General features: G+C 73.6%; 21 protein-coding genes. 3 read left to right on the forward strand and 18 right to left on the reverse strand.

Annotation, left to right across the window (positions count from 1 at the left end):
* Nucleotides 1–29: 29 nt before the first annotated feature.
* The 5 genes from EUS26_RS13675 to EUS26_RS13695 are packed head-to-tail and all read right to left on the reverse strand — an operon-like array spanning nucleotide 30 to nucleotide 4881.
* Nucleotides 30–965 carry a type II secretion system F family protein gene (locus EUS26_RS13675; RefSeq protein ID WP_130014427.1) on the reverse strand — a complete coding sequence of 312 codons (936 nt, stop codon included), beginning with the start codon at nucleotides 963–965 and terminating at the stop codon, nucleotides 30–32.
* A gap of 5 nt (nucleotides 966–970) precedes the next feature.
* Complete coding sequence (locus EUS26_RS13680) at nucleotides 971–1912, reverse strand: type II secretion system F family protein (RefSeq protein WP_130014382.1); 942 nt, start codon at nucleotides 1910–1912, stop codon at nucleotides 971–973.
* A complete protein-coding gene (locus EUS26_RS13685) occupies nucleotides 1912–3270 on the reverse strand; it encodes a TadA family conjugal transfer-associated ATPase (protein WP_238148991.1) in 1359 nt (452 codons plus the stop codon). The genes EUS26_RS13680 and EUS26_RS13685 overlap by 1 nt, the downstream gene beginning before the upstream one ends.
* Nucleotides 3267–4196 carry a CpaE/TadZ family protein gene (locus tag EUS26_RS13690; RefSeq protein ID WP_130014383.1) on the reverse strand — a complete coding sequence of 310 codons (930 nt, stop codon included), beginning with the start codon at nucleotides 4194–4196 and terminating at the stop codon, nucleotides 3267–3269. Before EUS26_RS13690 ends, EUS26_RS13685 begins: the two co-directional genes overlap by 4 nt.
* Nucleotides 4197–4203: 7 nt before the next feature.
* Entirely contained in the window at nucleotides 4204–4881 is a 678-nt protein-coding gene (locus EUS26_RS13695; protein ID WP_130014384.1) for an SAF domain-containing protein, read from the reverse strand.
* Nucleotides 4882–5027: 146 nt separating this feature from the next.
* Between EUS26_RS13695 and EUS26_RS13700 the strand changes: the two genes are divergently transcribed.
* Nucleotides 5028–5360 (forward strand): rhodanese-like domain-containing protein, encoded by a 333-nt coding sequence (locus EUS26_RS13700; protein ID WP_130014385.1) that lies wholly within the window; start codon nucleotides 5028–5030, stop codon nucleotides 5358–5360.
* A gap of 79 nt (nucleotides 5361–5439) precedes the next feature.
* On the forward strand, nucleotides 5440–6264 hold the full coding sequence (locus EUS26_RS13705; protein ID WP_130014386.1) for an HAD family hydrolase: 825 nt from the start codon (nucleotides 5440–5442) through the stop codon (nucleotides 6262–6264).
* Nucleotides 6265–6414: 150 nt separating this feature from the next.
* Here EUS26_RS13705 and EUS26_RS13710 read toward each other — a convergent pair whose 3' ends face one another.
* The 10 genes from EUS26_RS13710 to EUS26_RS17590 form a co-directional block, all read right to left on the reverse strand.
* On the reverse strand, nucleotides 6415–7275 hold the full coding sequence (locus tag EUS26_RS13710) for an Fpg/Nei family DNA glycosylase (RefSeq protein ID WP_130014387.1): 861 nt from the start codon (nucleotides 7273–7275) through the stop codon (nucleotides 6415–6417).
* Nucleotides 7275–8339, reverse strand: coding sequence for an App1 family protein (locus EUS26_RS13715; protein ID WP_130014388.1), 1065 nt, complete (start codon nucleotides 8337–8339; stop codon nucleotides 7275–7277). The genes EUS26_RS13710 and EUS26_RS13715 overlap by 1 nt, the downstream gene beginning before the upstream one ends.
* A gap of 10 nt (nucleotides 8340–8349) precedes the next feature.
* Nucleotides 8350–8910: a hypothetical protein gene (locus EUS26_RS13720; protein WP_130014389.1), complete on the reverse strand. Its 561-nt coding sequence runs from the start codon at nucleotides 8908–8910 to the stop codon at nucleotides 8350–8352.
* A gap of 24 nt (nucleotides 8911–8934) precedes the next feature.
* On the reverse strand, nucleotides 8935–9156 hold the full coding sequence (locus EUS26_RS13725; RefSeq protein ID WP_130014390.1) for a hypothetical protein: 222 nt from the start codon (nucleotides 9154–9156) through the stop codon (nucleotides 8935–8937).
* Nucleotides 9144–9653 carry a hypothetical protein gene (locus EUS26_RS13730; RefSeq protein ID WP_130014391.1) on the reverse strand — a complete coding sequence of 170 codons (510 nt, stop codon included), beginning with the start codon at nucleotides 9651–9653 and terminating at the stop codon, nucleotides 9144–9146. The genes EUS26_RS13725 and EUS26_RS13730 overlap by 13 nt, the downstream gene beginning before the upstream one ends.
* The gene (locus EUS26_RS13735) at nucleotides 9650–10246 is read right to left on the reverse strand and encodes a hypothetical protein (protein WP_130014392.1); all 597 of its coding nucleotides are present in this window, start codon (nucleotides 10244–10246) and stop codon (nucleotides 9650–9652) included. Before EUS26_RS13735 ends, EUS26_RS13730 begins: the two co-directional genes overlap by 4 nt.
* Nucleotides 10243–10815: a MauE/DoxX family redox-associated membrane protein gene (locus tag EUS26_RS13740; RefSeq protein WP_130014393.1), complete on the reverse strand. Its 573-nt coding sequence runs from the start codon at nucleotides 10813–10815 to the stop codon at nucleotides 10243–10245. Before EUS26_RS13740 ends, EUS26_RS13735 begins: the two co-directional genes overlap by 4 nt.
* A complete protein-coding gene (locus tag EUS26_RS13745; RefSeq protein ID WP_130014394.1) occupies nucleotides 10812–11534 on the reverse strand; it encodes a hypothetical protein in 723 nt (240 codons plus the stop codon). Before EUS26_RS13745 ends, EUS26_RS13740 begins: the two co-directional genes overlap by 4 nt.
* A 10-nt stretch (nucleotides 11535–11544) precedes the next feature.
* Nucleotides 11545–13068, reverse strand: coding sequence for a cell wall-binding repeat-containing protein (locus EUS26_RS13750; protein ID WP_130014395.1), 1524 nt, complete (start codon nucleotides 13066–13068; stop codon nucleotides 11545–11547).
* 119 nt (nucleotides 13069–13187) lie between these two features.
* Nucleotides 13188–15002, reverse strand: a complete 1815-nt coding sequence (locus EUS26_RS17590; RefSeq protein WP_130014396.1) for a peptidoglycan-binding domain-containing protein — start codon at nucleotides 15000–15002, stop codon at nucleotides 13188–13190.
* 410 nt (nucleotides 15003–15412) lie between these two features.
* Here EUS26_RS17590 and EUS26_RS13760 point away from each other — a divergent pair, with 410 nt between their 5' ends.
* Nucleotides 15413–18115, forward strand: coding sequence for a cell wall-binding repeat-containing protein (locus EUS26_RS13760; RefSeq protein ID WP_165368629.1), 2703 nt, complete (start codon nucleotides 15413–15415; stop codon nucleotides 18113–18115).
* Nucleotides 18116–18206: 91 nt separating this feature from the next.
* On the opposite strand, the gene EUS26_RS13765 is transcribed toward EUS26_RS13760, so the two are convergent.
* The 3 genes from EUS26_RS13765 to EUS26_RS13775 are packed head-to-tail and all read right to left on the reverse strand — an operon-like array spanning nucleotide 18207 to nucleotide 21465.
* Nucleotides 18207–19097 (reverse strand): carbohydrate ABC transporter permease, encoded by an 891-nt coding sequence (locus EUS26_RS13765; protein WP_130014398.1) that lies wholly within the window; start codon nucleotides 19095–19097, stop codon nucleotides 18207–18209.
* Nucleotides 19094–20215: a carbohydrate ABC transporter permease gene (locus EUS26_RS13770; RefSeq protein ID WP_238148992.1), complete on the reverse strand. Its 1122-nt coding sequence runs from the start codon at nucleotides 20213–20215 to the stop codon at nucleotides 19094–19096. The genes EUS26_RS13765 and EUS26_RS13770 overlap by 4 nt, the downstream gene beginning before the upstream one ends.
* Nucleotides 20212–21465 carry an extracellular solute-binding protein gene (locus EUS26_RS13775; protein ID WP_130014399.1) on the reverse strand — a complete coding sequence of 418 codons (1254 nt, stop codon included), beginning with the start codon at nucleotides 21463–21465 and terminating at the stop codon, nucleotides 20212–20214. The genes EUS26_RS13770 and EUS26_RS13775 overlap by 4 nt, the downstream gene beginning before the upstream one ends.
* Nucleotides 21466–21481: the final 16 nt, after the last annotated feature.

Genomic DNA, 21481 nt, shown 5'->3' on the forward strand with positions numbered 1-21481 from the left:
TGGACGGCGCCAGCGCGGGAGAGGTTCCCTCAGATGGCCTGCTCGCTCATGAGCGCGACGAGCGCCGGGTAGGCGAGGTAGACCAGGAAGGCGACCACGAGCAGCATCTGGGCGATGAGCATGGACTGCGAGCGCTCGCCCTCGTCACCCTCGGCCTCGGAGAGCGCCTTGCGACGCATGGTCGTGGCCCGCGCGGTGAGGGACTGCCGGATCTTGGCCCCGTCGTCGGCGGCCAGGACGAGCGCCCCCGACAGGCTCTCCAGCTCCTCCAGACCGATGTCCTTGCCGAGCCGCCCGAGCGCCTCCCAGGGGGTGGTGCCGAAGAGCCGGGCGTTGGCCAGGGTCTGCCGGATGCGGACCACGGACCAGTGGTCGCTCACCGAGGAGGCCGCGAGGAGCGCCTCGGGCAGCCCGCGGCCGCCGGCGAGGTTCATCGCGACCAGGTCGAGGAAGATCCCCACCGTCCGGCGGAACTCACGCCGCCGCCGCTCGGCCTCGGCCCGCAACGAGAGGTCGGGCAGGAAGAAGCCGAGCAGCCCCAGCAGGAGCCCGAGGCCGAGCGGCATGGAGGGGCCGACGTCGAGGCCGCCGAGGCGCAGCGCCCCCCAGACGAGCGGTCCGACGAGCAGCAGGACGGTGCCGCTCACCACCTTGAGCGCCAGCATGGCCCCGACGCTGCGGTTGAGGATGGTGAGGTCGGCGCGGTGGCGGCTCAGCTGCCAGCCCCGCTGGGCGGCCAGCACCTCGAAGCGGTCGGCGAGGCCGGTCATGACCGACCGGCCACGGCGGCTCATGTCGGCGAAGGACGTGTCGTAGTCCGACAGGGTGTGCGTCTGCATGGAGCGCGAGCCGGCGTCGATGCGCGCGACCAGGGTGGCCACGCCCGGCCGAGGGCGCAGCAGCGTGCGGATGAAGAGGTAGACCCCCAGGCCGACGAGACCGCCGGCCAGCATCGGCCAGACCATGGCGCTCACCGTCGGCCTCCCCTTCCGGTCCCCCCCGTCCGGGCACCCTCCCGGACGTCGTCGAGCAGCTGCTCCATGTCGCGGGCCCGGGCCTGCCTGTTGACCACGAGGAACCGGCTCAGCTTCTGCGGCTCGGACAGCCGGCGCATCCACAGCAGGCCACCGGCGAAGAGGGCGGCCACCACGAGCAGCACGCCCTGGCCGGCGAGGCTGCCGTAGGGCTCCACGTAGACCCGGTTGAACAGCGCCAGGCCCCCCATGACGGAGAGCACGATGACGACGATGATCTTCACCGAGCGGCGGATGGACCGCCGGCTGGCGGAGATCCGTCGGCGCATGTCGAGCTCCTCGCGGGTGGACACCGCGAGCGCCCCCAGCACGTCGCGCAGGCCCGGGCCGCGGAGCCGCGCGTTGAGCACCAGCGCGGAGCAGATCACGTCGGCGGAGGGGTCGTCGAGGTCCTCGGCGAAGTCGATGAGGGCCTCCGACAACGGCTCCCGGATGCGCAACCGGTCGACGAGCAGGTTGAGCGAGGAGCGGATCGAGGGGCCGGCGTTGACCGCGGTCGCGGGGATCGCCTGCTCGAGCCCGACCGCCCCGGCGATGGTGTCGCGCAGCGACTCGGTCCACGTCGCCAGCGCCTCCAGCTTGTTGATGCCGGCGGTCTCGGCCCGGGCGTCACCGGTGAGCTGGTCCCACAGCCCGGCGAGCAGCCCCACCCCGACCGCGGCCACCACCCAGCGGGTCAGGAGCAGCACGAGCAGACCGACCGCGACGCCGACGACGAGGCGGCGGCTGACCCCGCCCGGCGTGAGGTGCTGGAAGCGGCGCGGGGTGGACGGGTCCCGCTCGGGCAGCCCGACCACGGCCAGGACGGCGACGTAGAGCCCCAGCCCCACGACCGCGCCGGTCGCCATGGGCATGAGCAGCGTGTAGAGCTGGCCCATCAGTCCCACCGGGTGACGGGCGTCGGCGTGTAGCCGAACGGCACCAGGTCGTCGATGCACTCGATGGGCGCCTTGGCCCGGGCCACGCCGTCCGGCCCGGCGGCGAAGACCTCCGAGGAGAGCACCCGGCCGTCCACGCCGGTGACCTCCCGGATGGACTGCACCCCGCGCATCAGGCCGCCGCCGACGGCGTGCTCGTTCTTCTTCCGCATGAAGACGACGAAGTTGATCGACCCCGCGATGAGCATGTGGGTCGCCTCGACCGGGAGGTTCTCCTCCGCCTGCAGCGCATACGTCGCGATGCGGTTGAAGACCTCCATCGAGGAGTTGGCGTGGATCGTCGACAGCGAGCCGTCGTTGCCCTGGCTCATGGCGTTGAGCATCGTGACGATCTCGTCGCCCAGCACCTCGCCCACGATGACCCGGGAGGGGTTCATCCGCAGGCTGCGGCGGACCAGCTCGGCCATCGTCACCATGCCGACGCCCTCGGAGTTGGGCAGCCGCTCCTCGAAGGCGACGACGTTGGGGTGCTGGTCCTCGAACGCGTCGAGCCCCAGCTCCAGCGCCCGCTCGACGGTGATGAGCCGCTCCTCGGGCGGGATCTCCGCCGCCATCGCCCGCAGCATGGTCGTCTTGCCCGAGTTGGTGGCCCCGGCGATCATGATGTTCTTGCGGGCCGCGACCGCCGCCTTGAGGAAGCGCATGACGTCCTCGCTGAAGGTGTTGGTCGCGAGGAGGTCCTCCAGGCTGACCTGGCCCAGGCGGGCCCGGCGGATGGACAGCGAGGGTCGCCGGCACACCCCCATGACGGCCGAGAGCCGCGACCCGTCGGGCAGCCGCAGGTCCAGCTGGGGGTTGGCCGAGTCGAAGGGGCGCGAGGTGAGGCCGACGTTGGCCGCGAGGATCTGGATGAGCTCGATGAGCTCCTCGTCGCTGTCCGCGACCGGGGGCGCCGTCTCCTCGTGACCGTCGGCATACCCCACGAAGACCCGGTCGTAGCCGTTGATGTCGATGTTCTCGACCTCGCGGTCCTCCAGCAGCGGCTGCAGCCGGCCGACGCCGAACAGCGCGGCGTGGATCGCCCCTGCGACCCGCTCCTCCTCCTCGGCGGTCGGGGGCACCCTGCCCTCGGTGATCATGAGGGTCGCGTGGTCCTCGAGGACCTGGACGATGAGGGAGCGGGCGAAGTGACGCTCGTCCTCGCTGCTCATCGGCGAGCGCCCGGCGACCTCGTCGCGGCGTCGCTGCTGGTTGAGCCGGTCGGCCACCTGCGAGCGCAGGGTGCGGACCAGCTGGTTCATCTCGGCCTGCTGCTCGGGGCTCGCGCCCGCCAGCAGCGGGCTCGGGTGCGTGCTCATCGCCGGCTCCACCTCTTCCTCCTGGGCCGCTCACGGCGCTGCGGGGTGTCGTCGTCGGGGCCGTCCTGCCCGGCCGGCGTCCCGGGGTCCGCGGTCTGCGCGTCCTCGGGTATGCCGTCCGCCGGCTCCTGCTGGTCGCCCACCGGCGGCGGGGCGGGGACCAGGTCGGGGCCGAGCACCGCGACGAGCCGCTCGACGAGGGAGCGGCCCGAGCGCACCAGCATGGTGCGCTCGGGACGCGACACCGGGTCGCCGTGGAACATCCGCTCCGGGCGCGGGTCGAGGGCGACCTGCCCCAGGTCGAGCACGTCCGGGACGTCCGCCCGCACCGTGGCGATGGCCGAGGTGGCCTCGTCCTGCCGGTGCACGCCGGACAGGGCGACCAGCCCGATCCGCGGGGCGTCGGCGCCGAGGGCGGCGAAGGTCTGCGTCAGCACGGTCAGCCGCTGGCGCAGGTGCATGACGCTGGCCGGCTCGGCCCGCACGACGCCGACCACGAGGTCGCTGCGCTGGACCAGCGAGAGCTGGCCGGAGCGCGCGGCGAGCTGACCGGCGTCGACGACGACGTCGGTGCCCGGCACCTCGCGGAAGGCGCGGGCCAGCGTCGGCCACAACGCGGCCGAGGCCTCGGCCTGCTCCGAGGTCTCCAGGCCCACGAGGACCTGCTGGCCACCCGCGGCGACCTGCGAGTGGTCCATGACGACGCCCGAGGAGAGCCCGTGCCGGGCGAGCGGCAGGAGGGTGAGCAGCCCGGGGTGCTGGGTGAGCGGCATACCCGAGTCCGCGGGCAGCCGCATGAGCAGGTCCCCGCCGTTGCCGTCGGCGTCGACGAGCAGCGTCGGGCGCGGCCAGAGCGCGGCCACCAGCATGGCGGTGCTCGTCACCCCGGGGGCACCCTTGGCGCTGAAGAAGGAGATGAGGGCCATCGTGCGCTCAGTCCGTGCGCCAGTCGACCACCGGCGCGGTGTCGCCCGGCAGCAGCGACAGCGCCACGGTGCCGGTCGCGCTGGCCGCGACGACCGCCGGCGCGGCGTCCTCGGGCAGCAGCAGCGTGACGTGGATGGTGTCGCTGGTGTCGACGACGGGTGCGACGGCGACGACCTTGGCGGCCTCGACGAGCTGCTGGGCGTCCTCGACGGAGGCCACCGCGGACTCGGGGGCGGTCGCGAAGACGCGGACGATGTCGCCGGCCTCCATCGCGTCCGCGGGCCGGCCGGGAGACGCCACGACCACCCCGACCTGCTGCACGCCGGGCTCGGCCAGCTCCGAGGGGGTGAACATCTGGCCGGAGACGAGGCTGCCCTGCGGGATGGTGCTCACCGCCTGCGAGCCGACGAACTGCGGGAGCGACGCGGCGCTCACCACCTGGGCGCCGTCCTCGAAGGCGATCTCGGCGACGGTGAAGTCCTCCTCGGTCACCTCGGCCCCCTGCTGGATGGTCTGGGCCGCGACCAGGACCTGCACGCGGTCGCCGGTGCGGTAGACGAGGAGCGCGCTGCCCAGGGCCCCGACCAGGACGAGCAGCAGCGCGAGCAGCGCGAGGGCGGGCCGCTTGTCCCGGCTGCGCGCGGGCAGACGTGACGCGGTCGCGCCAGAGGTGGCGGTGGTCATACGGTGTCGTCCCCTCCCGGCCCAGCCGGAGCATCGTGGCGATGGTGCGGCGATCACCCCTGTGCGGTGCTCAGCCGCGCTCACTCTATCCCTGGCCAGGGCCTTCCCCTAGCGACGCGGGGCGTCCACGGTGACATAGTGAGGGGATGAGCGACATCCCCAGCATCGCCGTGACCGACCTCCCGGACGACGCGGTCGTCGTGGACGTCCGTGAGCCCGAGGAGTGGGCGGCCGGGCACGCACCCGGCGCCGTCCACCTCCCCCTGGGCGACCTCCCCGCCCGCATCGACGAGCTGCCGGAGACGGACGCGTCGTTGCCCGTCGTCTGCCGCAGCGGCGGTCGGTCCGGTCGGGCCGTGGAGTGGCTGGTCCAGCAGGGTTTCGACGTCGTCAACGTCGAGGGCGGGATGCAGGCCTGGAACCGGGCCGGCAAGAGCATGGTCGGCGGGCCGGACGGCCAGGAGCCGACGGTCGCCTGAGCCCTCTGACGCTCTCTCGGCATGTCTTGTCCTGAGTCAAGAGTCACGGATACTCTCCTCGCGAAGGTCGGGCAGCGCGATGGGTGAGGCGCATCCCGGCTCGCTGCGGGTGGGGGTGCGCGTGGTCGTGCGGCACCTCATCGAGGGCGGCGAGCGGGCGACCGACACCGTCGGCGAGCTCCTCACCTCGACGCCGGACGAGCTGGTCGTCCGCGGGCGGCACGGCGACGTGCGGATCCTGCCGGCCGACGTCGTCGCCGCCAAGCCGGTGCCCCAGCGCCCCTGGCGGGTCGCCGCGTTCCTCCGACGCGCCGAGGTGGCCGTGCTCGACCTCGACGGAGTGGTGCGGGAGTTCGACGTCGGGGGTGCCCGCACCCGCGTGGAGCGCGAGCTGGGCCTCGGGCCCTCGGGGCTCATGGGGATCGCCTCCGAGCTGCCCGAGGCACAGGCGATGGTGCGGGGCAGGAGCACGTACGCCGCGTGGGTCGCGGCCCTGCGCACCCGCCTCCTCGACCTGGGCCACCCGCCGCCGCTCGTCGACCTCGCGATCGAGCGCTGGCACGCCGACCGCGGCACGCCGGTCCGGTGCACCGTCGACCTGGTGGACGAGCTCACCGCCGCGGGGACGCCCACCTTCGTCTTCACCAACGGCACCGACCAGGTCCCGGCCGAGCTCGGGCAGATCGGCCTCGGGCACCTCGTGCCGCTGCTGCTCAACACCCACGACCTGGGCGTCGCCAAGCCCGAGCCCGAGGCGTATGCCGCGGCGCACGCGGAGATCGAGCGGCGCCTCGGCCGCCCGGTGGGGCGGGCGGAGGTCGCCTTCACCGACGACCGCGCCGACCACGTGGACGCGGCCCGTGAGTTCGGCTGGCGCGGCCAGCTGTTCACCCTGCCCCGCTGACCCCTCCCCACGACGGCACGTCCGGTGCGCCTCGCCTCGGCGCGGCCTGATCCGTGTCGGGTGGTGGTGCGCGACTGCAGCGGAGGTGTCGCCCGGCAGGGCGACCCCACGACATACCCGGTGCAGTCGCGCCCTTCGGGACCGGAGACGTCAGCGCAGGAGGCGGGACATGCGACGGTCGGCGAGCGGCTTGCCGCCGGTCTGGCAGGTGGGGCAGTACTGCAGGGAGGAGTCGGCGAAGGAGACCTCCCGGACGGTGTCCCCGCACACCGGGCACGCCTCCCCGGCGCGGCCGTGGACGTTCATCCCCGCCCGCTTGGCGTCCTTGAGGGCGGTCGCCGGCTTGCCCTCGGCCGCCATCACCGCGGCCTGGAGGGTCGTGCGCAGCGCCTGGTAGAGGGTGCTGACCTGCTCGGGGGTGAGGCCGGCCGCCAGGGCGAAGGGGGAGAGCCGGGCCGCGTGCAGGATCTCGTCGGAGTAGGCGTTGCCCACCCCGGCGATGATGGACTGGTCCCGCAGCACACCCTTGACCTGGGTCCGCCGCCCCTGCAGCAGCGCCGCCAACGCCTCCTCGTCGAAGTCGTCGGCCAGGGGGTCCGGGCCCAGCGAGGCCACCCCGGGCACCTTGGCCGGATCGGTGACGACGTACGCCGCCAGGCCCTTCTTGGTCCCGGCCTCGGTGAGGTCGAAGCCGGCCCCGTCGTCGAGCCGCACCCGCAGCGCGATCGGGCTGCGCCCGGGCCTGACCTGGGTGCGCGGGACCTCGTCGTACCAGCGCAGCCACCCCGCCCGGGCCAGGTGGAAGACCAGGTGGGTCCCGTCGACGTCGAGGTCGACGAACTTGCCGTGGCGCCGGACGGCGTCGACCGGCGCCCCGACCAGCGCACCCGGCGGCGGGTCGAAGGTCTTGAGCACCGCGATGGAGCCGAGCTCCACGTCGGTGACCACCCGGCCGGTGACGCGCTCGGACAGGAAGTCCGTCAGCGCCTGCACCTCGGGCAGCTCGGGCATCAGCCCTGCTCCCCCGACCGCACCCGGGCGCGCGCCCCGACCAGCAGCTGGTGCAGGCCGAACCCGTTGGACGCCTTGAGCATCGGCACCTGGACCCGCTTGCCGAACAGCTCGTCGGTGGCGACTGGGAGACCGCTGGAGAGCACCTGCTCGGCCGGGGTCAGCTCGCGCAGGCAGATCGCCTCGACCGCCTCCGGGTGCTCCTGGGCGAACTCGCCGTAGATCACCGGGTCGTGCTGGCCGTCGTCGCCCACGAGGATCCACCGCATCCCGGGGAAGTCCTCGCGCAGCCGCCGCAGCTCGGCCTCCTTGTGCTCCTGGCCGGACCGGAACCACCCGGTGTTGGTCGGGCCCCAGTCGGTGAGCAGCATCGGCCCCACCGGGAAGTCGTGGCGCCGTAGGAAGCGGGTGAGGGCAGGCGCGGTGTTCCAGGCCCCGGTGGAGAGGTAGAACACCGGCATCCTGCGGTCCTCGGAGAGCAGGGCGCGGTACATCGAGCTCATGCCCGGCACCGCCTGGCGCACCTGCTCGGATCGGACGAAGGTGTTCCACCCCGCGATGAACATGCGCGGCAGATGCGTCACCATCACCGTGTCGTCGATGTCGCTCACGAGCCCCACCTCCACGGCCGGGTCAACGACGAGCACCGACACGGTGAGCGAGTCACCGTTGCCGAGGTCGAGGTGGGCCTCCTGCCAGCCCGGCCCCAGGCCGTGCCCGTGCAGCTCGACGTCGAGGTAGCCACCGCGGTCGGTGCGCGCCGTGGCCTGCGCCTGCCCGAGCCGGACGTGCACCCTCACCCCCACCGCCGGTGCGGTGAGGAACAGCCGCCAGCCGCGCTGGGCGATGTCGAGCAGCGAGTCCTGCGCGTGGGTCTGCGCCGTGCGGGACTCGTCCGGCTCGTGCCGGGACAGCAGGACCCTGCTGAAGACGCGCGCGCGGTCGGGCGTGCCGTATCCGGTGTAGCCGAAGAGCCGCTCGTGCCAGCCGCGCCGGCGCAGACTGGCGCCCAGACGCCGTCGGACCGTGTCCTCGAGCTGGGCGGCGATGTGGGGACGCGCCATGCCGACCACCCTATCCGCCCAGCCGCGCCCAGGCGGCCGCGAGCAGCAGCACGCCGGCCAGCACGCTGCCCGCCCGCTCGAGCAGGCGCGAGTGCCCCGCGAGGAAGGCCTGCCACCCGGGCGCCCCGAGGACGATCCACAGCAGCACCGCCCACGACCGGGACAGTCCGAAGGCGGCCCCCAGGACCACGGCCACCCACCACGGGGGCACGACGAGCAGCACGAAGACGGCGGCCAGGTAGGCCGTGGCGGACGGGACGAGGGTGCGCCAGCCGCAGCCGTACTCGAGCCCGAACCGCAGACCGCCCCGCGCCATACCGCGGTGGAACACCTCCTGCGGGATGAGCGTCGAGCGTTGCGGCAGGGGCAGCCGCGCCGAGAGCACGTCGAGCGCGACCAGCGCGGCGACGAGCAGGGCGAGCAGCACGAGCCGCACCTGCGGCGGGACCGGGCTGACCAGCCCCGCCAGCACACCGAGGGCGGCCCCGGTGGCGGCGCCGCCCAGGGTCGTCCCGGTGGCGAAGGCTCCCCAGAGGGAGAGCTGTCGATGTCGGCCCCGGACCGAGGCCACCAGCGCCCACGCGCTGTTGACGCCTCAGGTGGAGCCGGACAGCGCCACCCCGGACACGGTGACGGCGAAGAGCGCGGGGACGACCCACAGCGCACCGGTGACGGGGAGCAGCACCAGGCAGGCGAGACCGCCCGCGGCGAGCAGGAGCAGCAGCGGCAGCGGGTCGGCGGCCCACCGGCGGCGCAGGGGTATGCCGGTCGCGGCGTCGGCCACGACCGGCAGGTCCGGGTCCTCTAGACCGCCCACGGGCAGATCGTCGCGACGCAGGAGCCGGACCCGGAGCAGGTCCAGCCGTCGGAGCAGCGGTAGGTGCGGCCGTCGCTGAACTTCCAGTGCCAGGAGTCGTAGACGCCACCCCAGCAGTCGTCCGGACGGTGCGTGTAGTACCGGTCGGCCCCGGGACCGTTCTTGTGCCAGCCCACGACGTTGCCGGCACCGGAGCGGTACTTCCAGCAGCAGGACCCGTCGCGGCACATCGGCGAGGGCCCGCACTGGATGCCGTTCTCGGTGTGGTCGCGGGCGTAGGTCGCGCACGGCCCGGTCGAGGTGTCGGTGTAGTCCAGGAAGTAGGCGGCCTGCGCCACCTGGCTGCCGCCCCGGTTGACCAGCGCCAACGACCCGACCCCGACGGCGGTGCCGGCCCCCAGGACCCGGGCCAGGAAGCCGCGCCGGCTCGGCCGCTGCCGCAGCCGGTCCCGCAGCCGGCCGGTGTCGGCCTCCGGGAGGTCCTCGAAGCGCATCATGACGGGTCGGCCTCCCTGGTCGACGACGACGCCCCGGTCGGGCGCAGCGGCAGACCGCTCGCGCGCAGCCACCCGCCGAGGTCGGTGTCCTCCTCGGGCAGCAGGGCCGCCCGGAGGGTGCCCGACCCGTCGAGGAGCGCGAGGTAGGGCGTGGCCGGGACCGCCAGCCGGTCCATGACGGCGCGGCCCCGGTCCAGGCAGCGCAGCCGGGCGGCCCCCTCGGCATCCGCCAGCCCGGGCTCGCACGACCCGACCGAGACGAGGGTCAGCGCGGTCGAGCCGTCGCGGACCTGGGGGTCGGCGGCGAGCGCGCCCAGGGTGAGGGAGCAGGAGCTGCAGCCGGGTGAGACGAAGGCCAGGAGGGTCTGCCGCGCCGCCGGGTCGACGAGCTCGGCGGCGAGGTCGTCGGGCAGCCGGAAACCCACCAGCTCCCGCGTGGTCCGCGCGCCGGTCGTGCCCCCGCGGGGTCCCGGCCCGCCCCCCTCGAGCTGCCGGGTGAGCAGGGTGACCTGCCGCAGCAGGCCCGCGAGGCCGAGGGCCAGCAGGGCGATGGCGACGAAGGCGAGCACCAGGGCGGACGCGGTGAAGGTCATCGGGCCACCCCGGAGAGCGTGGTGAGCCCGGCGGGGACGGCGCGGGCGGCGGGCAGCGCCGCGGCGCCGGCGGCGAGCGCCAGCCCGCCGCAGACCGCCACGACGAGCTGCGCCCAGACCGGCGCACCGGGGACCGCTTCCCACGGCCCGGTCGGCAGGAGCAGCGGCGCGAGGGCGAGGGCACCCAGCAGGCCGGCACGGACGGCGCTCCAGCGGGTGACCGGGGTGGCGCCGAGCCCGCAGCCGCAGGGCACCTCCTGCCCCGCGGTGACCCGACGCACGACGCGCAGGTAGGCCGCGAAGCCGCCGCAGAGCACGACGGCCCCGAGGGCAGCCGCGCGGGTCGGGCCCCGGTCGAGCACACCGAGCCCGCCCAGGAGCAGCCCGGCCGCCAGCAGGAGCTCCACCGGGCCGAGCACGGGCACCACCCACCGGTGCCAGCGGCCCGGCAGGACCCGGTGCGCCCGCAGCGCGGCCCGGGTCGCGGCCGGTGCCCGGGTGTGGGCCAGGCCGGAGACGAGCAGCACGAGGCCGACCCCCCACGCGCCGGCCGCCGCGAGCACGTTCACCGGACCAGCTCCACGGCGACCTGTGCCATGGAGGTGACGACCGCGTCGAGGACGTCCTCGCTGCCCGGCATGCCGTAGGTCACGAAGTCGCCGCTCTCGAGCACGGCGTAGGGGTGGCGCTCCTCGCCCGAGGCCCGGGACAGCAGCCCACCGCGCACCGGGGCCCCGGAGGACCTCCCGGGCTGCAGCTGGCCGGTGCGGGCGCGCCGGATGTCGAGGAGGTAGCCCGGCCGGCCCGTCCCCGGGTCCTCGCTCGGCTCCGCCCCGGCCAGCTCGACCACCTGCGCCAGGGTCTGCGTGCGGTAGGGCGACCAGCTCGTCCTCCCGGCCGGGGTCAGCACCGGCCCGAGCGGGTCGGCCTGGACGTCCACGTCGGCGAGGTAGCCGGTCAGCGCCTCGACGTCCATCGTCGGCACGGTCGAGCCGTAGACGTGGTGCCCGCTCACCTCGACCGACCAGCCGAGGCCCTGCTGCGGGTCGCCGCCGAGGCGGCCGTAGCGCAGCACCCGGCCGGCGCGCAGCGCGACCTCCCGGTCGAGGGCCGTCCCGGTGACCTGGAGGTAGAAGGCCAGATCGGGCTCGGTGCCGGAGGTGACCTCGAGCTGGCCGGCACCGTCCAGGGCCAGGACGGCCAGGGCGGTGCCCCCTGGCAGGGCGGTGGCGTCCGGGACGTCGACGCGCACGCCGTCGCCGTTCAGCAGGCGGTGGGTGGTCTGCACGGGTCCCTCCTCATCCGACCTGCGCGCCGACCTGGTCCATGACCACCGAGCTGAGCGCCCCCTGCCCACCGAGCAGCACCCCGCGGCGCGCGTCCAGGGCCTGGAGAGCGGTCCGCGCGTCGTCCACCAGCTGGTCCTGACGGGTCAGCACCACCGGGACCCCCTGGCTCCCCGCCCGGGCGGCACCGACGAGGGCGTCCGGGAAGGAGGTGCCGGTGGCGACGTAGACCCGCGCCGGCTCGGTGTCGAACTGGCGCGCGACGGCCGAGGCCACGGCATACCGGTTGGTGCCGGTGATGCGGGAGACCGAGCCCGAGGTGTGCCGGCGCAGCTGCCCGAGCACGGTGTCGGAGACGGCGCCCGGACCACCGACGACGACGATCCGCCCCGGGTCGAGACGGGCGACCTGCTCCTCCACCGCCGGGTGCAGCCCGCCCGGAGGGGTGAGCAGCACCGGGGCGCCCTGGTCGCCCGCGAGGGCACCGATGGCCAGGGCGTCGGGGAAGTTGGCGCCGCTGGCGACGTAGAGGACCGGGCGTCCCGGGGAGTAGGCCGCGGCCAGCGCCGCCGAGACGTCGTAGCGGGTGCTGCCGGTCACCCGGCTCGTCGTGCCGGCGTAGGCCCCCGCCTCCCGGGCGACCGTCGAGCTCACCGCCCCGGTCCCGCCGAGGACCACGAGGCGCTGCGGGGCGAGCCGGTCCAGCTGGGCACGGGTGGCGCCGGGCAGGCTGGTCGAACGGGTGAGCAGGACCGGCGCGTCGCGCTGGGCCGCCAGGGCCGAGGCACCGACGGCGTCCGGGAAGTTCTCCCCCGTGGCGAGGTAGGCCACCGGCACGCCGGCGGGGTAGGTCGCCGCGACCCGGGCGGCGGAGGCGTAGCGGTCCGTCCCGGCGAGGCGGGTGACCGGGGCGTCACGGCACGTGTAGAGCTGGACGTTGTCGACGTCCCAGCGGGCGGTGACGCCGCGCCGGCTGGTGTGCTCGAACCAGGTGCCGAGGTCCCCGCCCTCGTCGTCCGTCGCGGCCGTGACGTCGTAGACCCGGCCGTCCCAGGAGTCCCCGGCGTAGACCCGCAGGTCGACCGAGTTGACCTGCGCGCGGGTGTAGGCGGAGTTGCCCTGGGTCCCCCGGGTGGACAGGGCGAGCATCGTGCGGCGGTCGACCGACACGGTCACGTAGGGCAGGAAGAAGTGGTCGCCGGGGTCCGCGGAGGAGACCACCGACCGGGCGGCCGAGCCGTCCCGCGACGACACCAGGCCCCAGCCGTCGTTGAAGCGCGACTGCGGGACCGCCGAGTCCATGCCGTAGCCACCGACGCTGACCCGGCGCGTCATGCCCTCCGGGCAGGGCGCCTGGCCCAGGCCGGACCACTCGACCGCCCCCGGGGTGGCCGCGTCGGTCTCACCCCAGCCCGGGTCCCCCTCGGCCCCGGGGTCGGCGGCGGACGTGGCGGCCAGGCCACCCGCCGTCAGGACCGCCAGGAGCAGCGCCGAGGCCAGCGTGGCACGTCCGTGACGTCGTCGACGGTGGCTCATCGCTCCCCTTTCCCGCGGCCCGACCCGCTCACGGTATGCCGTGGCGGGCGTCCCGCGCCGTCGCCCCGCCGCGCGGGTCGACGGTCGGTCACGGCCGTCGTGGTCAGCGCCGGCCGCGGTCAGCGCCCGGCGTCCTCGACGGCCGCGTCGTGCGCCTCCTGGGCCCGCTGGCGCTCCTGCTCCGCCTCGCGCTCCTGCTGCTCCTTCTTCTCCCGGGCCGCCTCCTCGCGCGCCCGCTGGGCCTCCAGCCCCGGAGCCCCGGCGACGCGCCCGGCGTCCACCGCGGCCTCCTCGACCGCCACCCAGGTGGGTCCGTCGACCTCACCGGTCGCCTCGAGCCCGGCCTCCTGCTGGACCGTCAGGACGGCCTTCGCGGTGAGGGGGCCGAAGCTGCCGTCGGCCTCGACGCCCAGCAGCTCCTGCAGGACCGCGACCGCACCCCCGGCGTAGGGGCTCTCCTCGCTGCCCTCCAGGGCGGCCCGCGCGGCGAGCTCGCCCTCCGGGTCCGCGCCGATGTCGCGGCTGCCCTCGGCGAGCTCGACGTCGCGCAGCACCATGGTCGGGTGCGCGGCCCGCTCGAGCTCGAGCCAGGTCAGCGGGGTCACGACGGCGGGCTCGTCCTCGCCCCGTCGGCGCGCCTGCTCGGCGAGCACCGGGACGGTCTGCTCCCACTCGGACAGGGCCTGCGCCGTCTTCGGCCCGAAGTCGCCGTCCGGCTCGGCGCCCAGCGCCTCCTGCAGCAGGGTGACCGCAGCACCCTGGTCGCCCTGGGTGAGGGTGGTGCGCTTGTAGGGGGTGAACGGGGAGACCTGCCACTTCTGGGGGGTGACGGCCTGCGCCGAGGCGGGGATCTCGCCCAGCTCCTGGCCCTGCGCCGCGGCGTAGGTCAGGGCGTCCGCGACCCCGGTGGCCGGCAGCTCGTGCTCGTCCTGCCACTCGAGGAGCGCGAGCCGGGTGGGCCCGTCCAGGACGCCGGTGGCCTCGACCCCGAGGACGCCCTGCAGCATCGCGACCCCCTCACCGGCCTCACCGGGGCGCACCCGGGCGAACCCGGAGGCGGGCGCGGGCACGGCCGGGTCGGCGCACGGCTCGAAGCGCGGGAAGGTGTGCAGCGCGGCGTACTCCCGCGCCACGGCCTCGCACGGCCCCAGGTCGGGCCGGGTCACGGCCACGCCCGTCCACCACGACGTCCGCATCATCGCGCCGTCCCAGGTGAAGGAGAAGTGCACGTGGTCGGTGTGCGGGCTCGGGCCGACGTAGTGCCGCCACTCGTTGTCGTCCTTCATGAAGACGAGGCCGTTCCAGATGATGTACTCGATGCCGAAGCGGCGCATCATCTCGCCGTCGTCCTCGGTCAGCCAGGCGACCGCGGCGTCCCCGATGCGGCGCTCGTGCGGGTCGGAGGCGTCGATGGCCCAGTCCATGGCCCGGCCGTCGTGGTGCTGGCTCATGTAGTCGACGCACGGGCGGGCGCCGGACCAGCCCTCACGGCCGTAGTGCTCGGTGATCAGCAGCGCGAAGGCGGTGACGCCGGGCCGGTCCTCGGGGTCGCACGAGAGCTGGTTCTGGTATGCCGTGTCGGCGTCGACCTCGACCGGCAGGTCCTCGTTCTCCGGGGGCGCAGGGACGGGGTAGGCCGGGTCCTGCGGCAGCTGGGTGAAGGTCGCCGCCCCGGCGGGCGAGCCGCTGTGCCAGAAGCCTCCGCCACCGGGGGGCGGTGCGACAGGGGCACCGTCGCCTGCGCCACCGCCCGCGGGGTCCTGCCCGGCGGGCGCGGACGGGCCGGTGCCGTCACCGGCGGGAGCGGGCGCGTCCGTGCCGTCACCGGCGGGGGCGGGCGCGTCCTGAGCGCCACCGGCCACCGGAGCGGCCGGCGTGGTCTCCTCGTCCGCGAACGCCAGCGACGACGACAGCGCGAGCGCCCCCGTCAACATCGACGTCGCGAGCAGGCGAGCCCCGCCCCGACGTCGTCCCCCTGTGCCTGCCATCGACCGCTGACCCCTGACCTGTCTCGTGGGCGCCGCAGCGACCTGAGGTGTACATGACGAGCGCCGACCGCCACCACGGTGGGACGGCTCGGCGCTGGTGACAAGACTACGACGCGGGTCCGGACCGCGGAACCCCTCGCCCGACCTTCTTTACCAACTCGTCATCCGTCGCACCACATACGTCACATGAACCACCTGAACCACGTGCGCCTCACCGCTCATCCCGCCGCGACCACCGGGGTTCACCGGACCGTGACCTTCTCGTCAGGTGGGGCACGTCCACGATGGGCTACGTTGCTCCCGGCGGGTTCGCCGAGGAACCTGCGACGGACACCCTCATGAGGAGAACACCACGCATGTCCCCACGAACCCCCTCCGCACGTCGAGGCCTCGTGGCCGTCGGCGCGGCGGTCGCCCTCGTCGGTGGCGGTGCCGCCGCCGCGACGAGCGCGCCCAGCCTGCCCACGGCTCCCGAGATCGAGGACCCGACCGAGGTGCACCGCATCGCGGGCACCGACCGCTACGAGACCGCCGCCGAGATCGCCCGGGCCTTCCCCGCCGAGGCGACGGACACCGTCGTCATCGCGTCCGGGCAGTCCTTCCCGGACGCCCTGAGCGCCCAGATGCCGGCGGGCTCCGCGGGCGCGGCGCCCGGGCTGTCCGCCCCGGACAACACCGAGGCCGCCGGTCTGCCGGTGCCGATGCTGCTCACCAAGCAGGACGCGCTGCCCAGCGCCACCGCCGAGGCGCTCACCGACCTGGCCCCGAGCCAGATCCTCGTCGTGGGCGGCCCCGGGGCCATCTCCGGCACGGTCGAGACCCAGCTGCAGGGCTTCGGGGCCGAGGTGGTGCGGGTCGCGGGTGACGACCGGTACGAGACCTCCGCCGCGATCTCCGCGCTCTTCCCGACCGGCCTCCCGGTGCTCTACCTGGCGACCGGCACCGACTTCCCGGACGCCCTGACCGGTGGTGCCCGGGCGGGCCGCGAGGGCGCGCCCCTGCTGCTCACCGACCCGGACGAGCTGCGCCCCAGCACCGCCGAGGTCATCGCCGCGCTGCAGCCGCAGTCGGTCGTCGTCCTCGGGGGGTCCGGTGCCGTCTCCGAGGACGTCGTCGGCGCCGTCACCGAGCTGGTGCCCGACACCACCCGAGTCTTCGGCACGAACCGCTACGAGACCGCCGCCGCCCTGGCCGAGTCCTACGAGTACGACTCGGTGTCCTACCTCGCGAGCGGCCAGGACTACCCGGACGCGCTCGCCGGAGGCTCGCTCGCGGCCTACCACGGCGGACCCCTGCTGCTCAGCCGGGTCGACGGGGTGCCGGAGCCGACGGTCGCCGAGCTCGACCGGCTCTCGCCGCAGGGACTCGTGCTGTTCGGCGGCGACGGGGCCCTCTCGCAGACGAAGGTCGCCGAGCCGCTCGACAGCTGGCTGCCGGTGTGGGTCGACGAGCTCGTCGTGCAGATGCTCTCCTTCAACGACTACCACGGCCACATCGAGGAGGAGGACGGCACGCTCGACGAGGAGCAGGACCCGGACCAGAACCTCGTCGGCGGCGCGGTCAACCTCAGCTCGACGCTGGACGCCCTGCGGACCCGGTCCTTCGAGGACCAGACGCTGACGGTGGCCGCCGGTGACCTCATCGGCGGGTCGACCTTCGTCTCCGGCCTCTTCCAGGACGAGCCCTCCGTGGAGACCCTCGAGGTCGCGGGCCTGGACATCTCCGGTGTCGGCAACCACGAGTTCGACGAGGGCGTCGAGGAGCTGCTGCGCATGCAGGACGGCGGCTGCCACCCCGTGCGCGGGTGCTTCGGCGACGAGCCCTACGACGGCGCGGACTTCCAGTGGCTCGCCGCCAACGTCGTGGACAAGGAGTCCGGCGAGTCCATCCTGCCGGCCACCGAGGTGCGCACCGTCGACGGCGTGGACGTGGGCTTCATCGGGATGACCCTCGAGGAGACCCCGACCCTGGTCAGCCCCGGTGGTGTGGCCAGCGTCGACTTCCTTGACGAGGTCGAGACCGCCAACGCCCAGGCGGCCGAGCTGCGCGGCCAGGGCGTCGAGTCGATCGTCGTGCTGCTGCACGAGGGCGGCTACCAGACCGGCACGTACGACCAGTGCGAGGGCATCTCCGGTCCGGTCGTCGAGATCGCCGAGAACCTCGACCCGGCCATCGACGCCGTCGTCACCGGCCACACCCACCAGCCCTACGTGTGCTCGATCCCGGACCCGGCCGGCGCCGACCGGCTGGTGACCAGCGCCAACCAGTACGGCCGCGTGGTCACCGAGACCGCGCTGACCATCTCCCGCACCTCCGGTGACGTGACCCGCGACCGGGCCTACGCCGACAACCACCTGGTGCTCCAGTCCATCGCGGACGACCCGGAGATGACCACCGTCGTGGACAAGTGGGTGGCCCGGGCCGAGGTGCTCGCCGGCGAGGTCGTCGGCACCGTCGCCGAGGACATCACCGGTGACGCCGGTGGCGACCGCGGCATCGAGACGCCGATGGCCGACCTGGTCGCCGACTCCATCCTCGCCGGCACCGACGGCGCCGACGAGGGCGGTGCGCAGATCTCCTTCATGAACGTCGGCGGGGTGCGCGCGAGCCTGCTCGTCGACCAGATCAGCAACGACGAGGAGGCGGGCGAGGTCACCTACCAGGAGGCCTACAACGTCATGCCGTTCGGCAACATCCTCGTGTCGATCGACATGACGGGTGAGCAGATCAAGGCCGTCCTGGAGCAGCAGTACGTGCCGGACCGCGGTCGGCAGTACCTCGCCCTGGGCGTCTCGGAGGGCTTCACCTACACCTGGGACGACAGCCAGCCCGAGGGCAGCAAGGTGAGCGACATGGCGCTGGACGGCGTCGCGCTCGAGATGGGCGAGACCTACCGGGTCTCCACCCTGAACTTCCTGCAGCAGGGCGGTGACAGCTTCACCGCCTTCACCGAGGGCACCAACCTGGTTGGTGGCCCGGAGGACCTGGCCAACCTGGTCGACTACCTCCAGGACAACCCCGGCCTCACCGCCCCGGAGAGCCGCGTCGACGGTCTGTGAGCCGCACGGTCCCGCGGCGCCTGACGGCGCGGGACGCACCGAGGGCCGCCACCCGCACGGGGTGGCGGCCCTCGGCCGTCCGGGCGGGAGGTCAGCCCTTCTCGGCGCCCGCGTTGGCCCCTTGTGTGAAGTAGCGCTGGAACACGATGAACACCAGAGCCGTCGGGATGGTCATGAGCAGGGCGGCAGCCATGCTGATGGGGTACTGGTTACCGGACCCCAACCCGCCCGTCGTGAACCCCGCCACGCCTCGGGTGAGGGTGTACAGCCCGGGGTCGTTCGTGGCGATGATGAAGTGGCCCAGCTCGTTCCACGAGCCCTGGAACGAGAGGATCGTGATGGTGATGAGCGCCGGCCGCGCCATCGGCAGGACCACCGACCAGAACGTCCGGAACACGCTGGCCCCGTCGATCCGGGCCGCCTCCTCGACCGAGACCGGGATCGTCTCGAAGAACTGCTTCATGATGAAGATGCCGGCGGCATCCACCATGAGGGGCACGAACAGCGCCGGGTAGGTGTTGTAGATGCCCAGGTAGTTGAGCACGAGGAACTTCGGGATGAGCAGCACGATCCCCGGGACCGCGAGGATCGCCAGCAACCCGGTGAACAGCGCCCCCCGTCCGGTGAACCTCAGCCGCGCCAGCGCGTAGCCGGCGAGGGAGCAGAAGAACACCCGCCCCGCCGTCACGCACAGGGTCACGATCGTGCTGTTGAGGAACCACGTCGGGTAGTCCGAGTCGAAGAGCCTGACCCATGCGTCCGTCGTGACCGGGTCGGGCACGAGCGAGAGTGCGTTGTTCGTCGCATCGGGGTTGGTCTTGAACGCGGTGACCAGCTGGATGACGAAGGGGTAGGTGTAGAGCAGGGCGAAGAAGACGAGCAGCACGTAGAACACCGCCTGCCCGCCTCGGCGCCGACGGGTGCCGACCGGGCCGGAGGTCGACGGCGATGTCGCCGACCGGGATCGCGTGGTCGTGCTCATGACAGCCTCCCCGAGGTCTGGGCTTGGGTCTGGGTCTCGTCCTGCACCGTGGTGCGACGACGCCTCCTGCGCCGGGAGAACCGGCTCGTGCGCGGCTCGTCCTTGTCGCGCAGGATCCACCGCTGCAGCGTCGTCAGCGCGAAGATGAGCGCGAAGAGGATGAAGGCGATCGCCGCCCCCTGACCCCACCGGCCGGTGTCGAAGGCGGTCTGGTACGAGAGGTATGCCGGGGTGAGGGTGGTCTTGGCCGGCCCGCCCTGGGTCATGACGTACATCTGGTCGAAGACCTGCCAGGTGCCGATGAAGCCCAGGGTCACGACGAGCAGGATCGTCGGGCGCAGGTGCGGGACGGTGACGTTGCGGAACCGCTGCCACTTGTTGGCCCCGTCGACGAACGCGGCCTCCTCCACCTCCGTCGGCAGGTCCTGCAGCGCCGCGAGGAACATGAGCATGAAGGTGCCGGCGGTGGTCCAGATGACCTGCAGCATGATCGCCGAGAGGGCCACCGAGGGTCCCGCCACCCACTCCCACGGCGACAGCCCCAGGACCGTGGGGTCGGTGAGCCACCCCGGCGGTGAGGACGTGCTCCATACCCCCAGACCGTCGCCGAGGAGGTGGATGAGGCCGCGGGGGTCCTGGAACCAGTTCGGCCCGTTGAGCCCGAACCACCCCAGGACGTTGTTGATCGCGCCGCCGCCCGCGAAGAGGAAGAGGAACAGCAACGAGATGGCGACCGAGGACACCACGGACGGGAAGTAGAACGCGGTCCGGAAGAACGTGCGCCCCTTCAGGAACTGGTTGTTGAGCAGCACCGCCAGACTGAGGGCCAGCACGGTCTGCAACGGGACGACCCCGACCACGTAGTAGAACGTGTTGCGGAAGGACAGCATGAGGTCCTGCCGGGCCAGACCCGGCTCCGCGAGGAGGGCGCTGTAGTTGTCCAGCCCGACGAAGGCGACGTCACCGGAGAACGGGCTGCCCCGCCCCGCCCAGTCGCTGAGGGAGACCCACAGCGCCATGCCGATGGGCAGGACGAGGAACAACCCCAGGATGACGATGGCCGGGGTGACGAACAGCCACCCGGCACCCTGCTGGCGACGGGGGTCCCCGGCGCTCACTGGTCCAGGGCGGACGAGGCGTTGGTGTCGAAGGACTCCATCACCTGCTGGAGGTCGGCGTTCGTGATGCCCTCCAGCTGGGAGTTGAGGTCCTCGACGACCGGGGTCATGCCGGGAGCGTTGACCGGGCCGTGCCCGTAGTCCCCGCCGGCGATGAAGGGGGCGTCCTCGGGGTAGGCCTCCTCGTACTCCCCGGCCACCGACTGCCGGCTGGGCATGACCCCGAAGGCGTCGGCGAACTCCATCTGCTGCTCGGGGTCGGTGAGGTGGTTGATGAGCTCCACCGCCTGGGCCTGGGCGTCGGACGCCGCGGCGACCCCCCAGCACTGCGAGAAGAGCAGGGTGCCCGGCCCTGCCGGACCCTCGGGGACCTCGACGACGGTGTAGTCCACGTCCGGGTAGTCGTTGCTCATCGCGCCACGGATCCAGTTGCCCTCGATCGTCATGGCCGCGCGCCCGGTGCCGAAGGCCTCCCCGCCCCAGCCGGCGTCCACCGAGCCGGCGTAGGCGACGTGTCCCTCGGCCATGTTGTCCTGCAGGTACTGCAGACCGGCCAGCACCTCCTCGCTCGTCCCGGTCGGCTCGGTGCCCTCGTCGTTCAGCCACCAGCCGCCGTTGCCGACGACGAACACGCCGGCCCGGTCGATCCCGGGGGAGAGCACCAGACCCACCTGGTCACCCTCGGTGAGCTGCTCGGCCACGCTGGAGAGCTCGTCGTACGTCGTGGGGATGTCCTCGTCGGTCAGCCCCGCCTCTTCCCACGCGGCGGTGTTGATCTGGAGCGCGAGGGTGGAGAAGTCCTTCGGGGCGCACCACTGCGTGTCGTCCCACGTGAAGGTCTCCCGCAGGGACGGGTAGAAGTCGTCGTTGTCGGTGGCCTCGTAGGCGTAGAGGTTGCCCGTGCTGGCCTGCTGGGCCAGCTGGGCGGCGTCCAGGTAGAAGATGTCCGGCGGGTTGCCGCCGGCGAAGCCCTGCGCGAGCTCCTGGTTCATGTCGGCGGCGACGCGGACCTCGACCTGGTTGCCGGACTCCTCCGCCCACTCCGCCGCGGCCTCCTCGACCGCCTCGGTCTCGGCGTCGCCGGAGGACGCGATGAGCATCGTGAGCTCGGCGGGACCCTCGGCGGAGGCGGGGGCCTCGGAGTCGCCGGCCTCACCGCCGCCGGAGTCCTCGAACCCGCTGCCGCCGCAGGCGGTGAGGGTGAGGGACCCGATCGCGGCGATCGCGAACAGACGGGGGGTGCGCTTCATGACAGGTGCCTTCCTT

Origin of the sequence: Serinicoccus sediminis, from assembly GCF_004153545.1 — a bacterium.
Lineage (GTDB): Bacteria > Actinomycetota > Actinomycetes > Actinomycetales > Dermatophilaceae > Ornithinicoccus > Ornithinicoccus sediminis_A.

What these genes read in the sequence shown, in the direction of transcription:
- EUS26_RS13715 (WP_130014388.1), bottom strand. Translation starts at nt 8,339, where the DNA reads ATGGCGCGTCCCCACATCGCCGCCCAGCTCGAGGACACGGTCCGACGG.
- EUS26_RS13685 (WP_238148991.1), bottom strand. Translation starts at nt 3,270, where the DNA reads ATGAGCACGCACCCGAGCCCGCTGCTGGCGGGCGCGAGCCCCGAGCAG.
- EUS26_RS13675 (WP_130014427.1), bottom strand. Translation starts at nt 965, where the DNA reads ATGGTCTGGCCGATGCTGGCCGGCGGTCTCGTCGGCCTGGGGGTCTAC.
- EUS26_RS13775 (WP_130014399.1), bottom strand. Translation starts at nt 21,465, where the DNA reads ATGAAGCGCACCCCCCGTCTGTTCGCGATCGCCGCGATCGGGTCCCTC.
- EUS26_RS13730 (WP_130014391.1), bottom strand. Translation starts at nt 9,653, where the DNA reads ATGATGCGCTTCGAGGACCTCCCGGAGGCCGACACCGGCCGGCTGCGG.
- EUS26_RS13750 (WP_130014395.1), bottom strand. Translation starts at nt 13,068, where the DNA reads ATGAGCCACCGTCGACGACGTCACGGACGTGCCACGCTGGCCTCGGCG.
- EUS26_RS13765 (WP_130014398.1), bottom strand. Translation starts at nt 19,097, where the DNA reads ATGAGCACGACCACGCGATCCCGGTCGGCGACATCGCCGTCGACCTCC.
- EUS26_RS13760 (WP_165368629.1), top strand. Translation starts at nt 15,413, where the DNA reads ATGTCCCCACGAACCCCCTCCGCACGTCGAGGCCTCGTGGCCGTCGGC.
- EUS26_RS13700 (WP_130014385.1), top strand. Translation starts at nt 5,028, where the DNA reads ATGAGCGACATCCCCAGCATCGCCGTGACCGACCTCCCGGACGACGCG.
- EUS26_RS13690 (WP_130014383.1), bottom strand. Translation starts at nt 4,196, where the DNA reads ATGGCCCTCATCTCCTTCTTCAGCGCCAAGGGTGCCCCCGGGGTGACG.
- EUS26_RS17590 (WP_130014396.1), bottom strand. Translation starts at nt 15,002, where the DNA reads ATGTTGACGGGGGCGCTCGCGCTGTCGTCGTCGCTGGCGTTCGCGGAC.
- EUS26_RS13710 (WP_130014387.1), bottom strand. Translation starts at nt 7,275, where the DNA reads ATGCCCGAGCTGCCCGAGGTGCAGGCGCTGACGGACTTCCTGTCCGAG.
- EUS26_RS13735 (WP_130014392.1), bottom strand. Translation starts at nt 10,246, where the DNA reads ATGACCTTCACCGCGTCCGCCCTGGTGCTCGCCTTCGTCGCCATCGCC.
- EUS26_RS13680 (WP_130014382.1), bottom strand. Translation starts at nt 1,912, where the DNA reads ATGGGCCAGCTCTACACGCTGCTCATGCCCATGGCGACCGGCGCGGTC.
- EUS26_RS13705 (WP_130014386.1), top strand. Translation starts at nt 5,440, where the DNA reads ATGGGTGAGGCGCATCCCGGCTCGCTGCGGGTGGGGGTGCGCGTGGTC.
- EUS26_RS13695 (WP_130014384.1), bottom strand. Translation starts at nt 4,881, where the DNA reads ATGACCACCGCCACCTCTGGCGCGACCGCGTCACGTCTGCCCGCGCGC.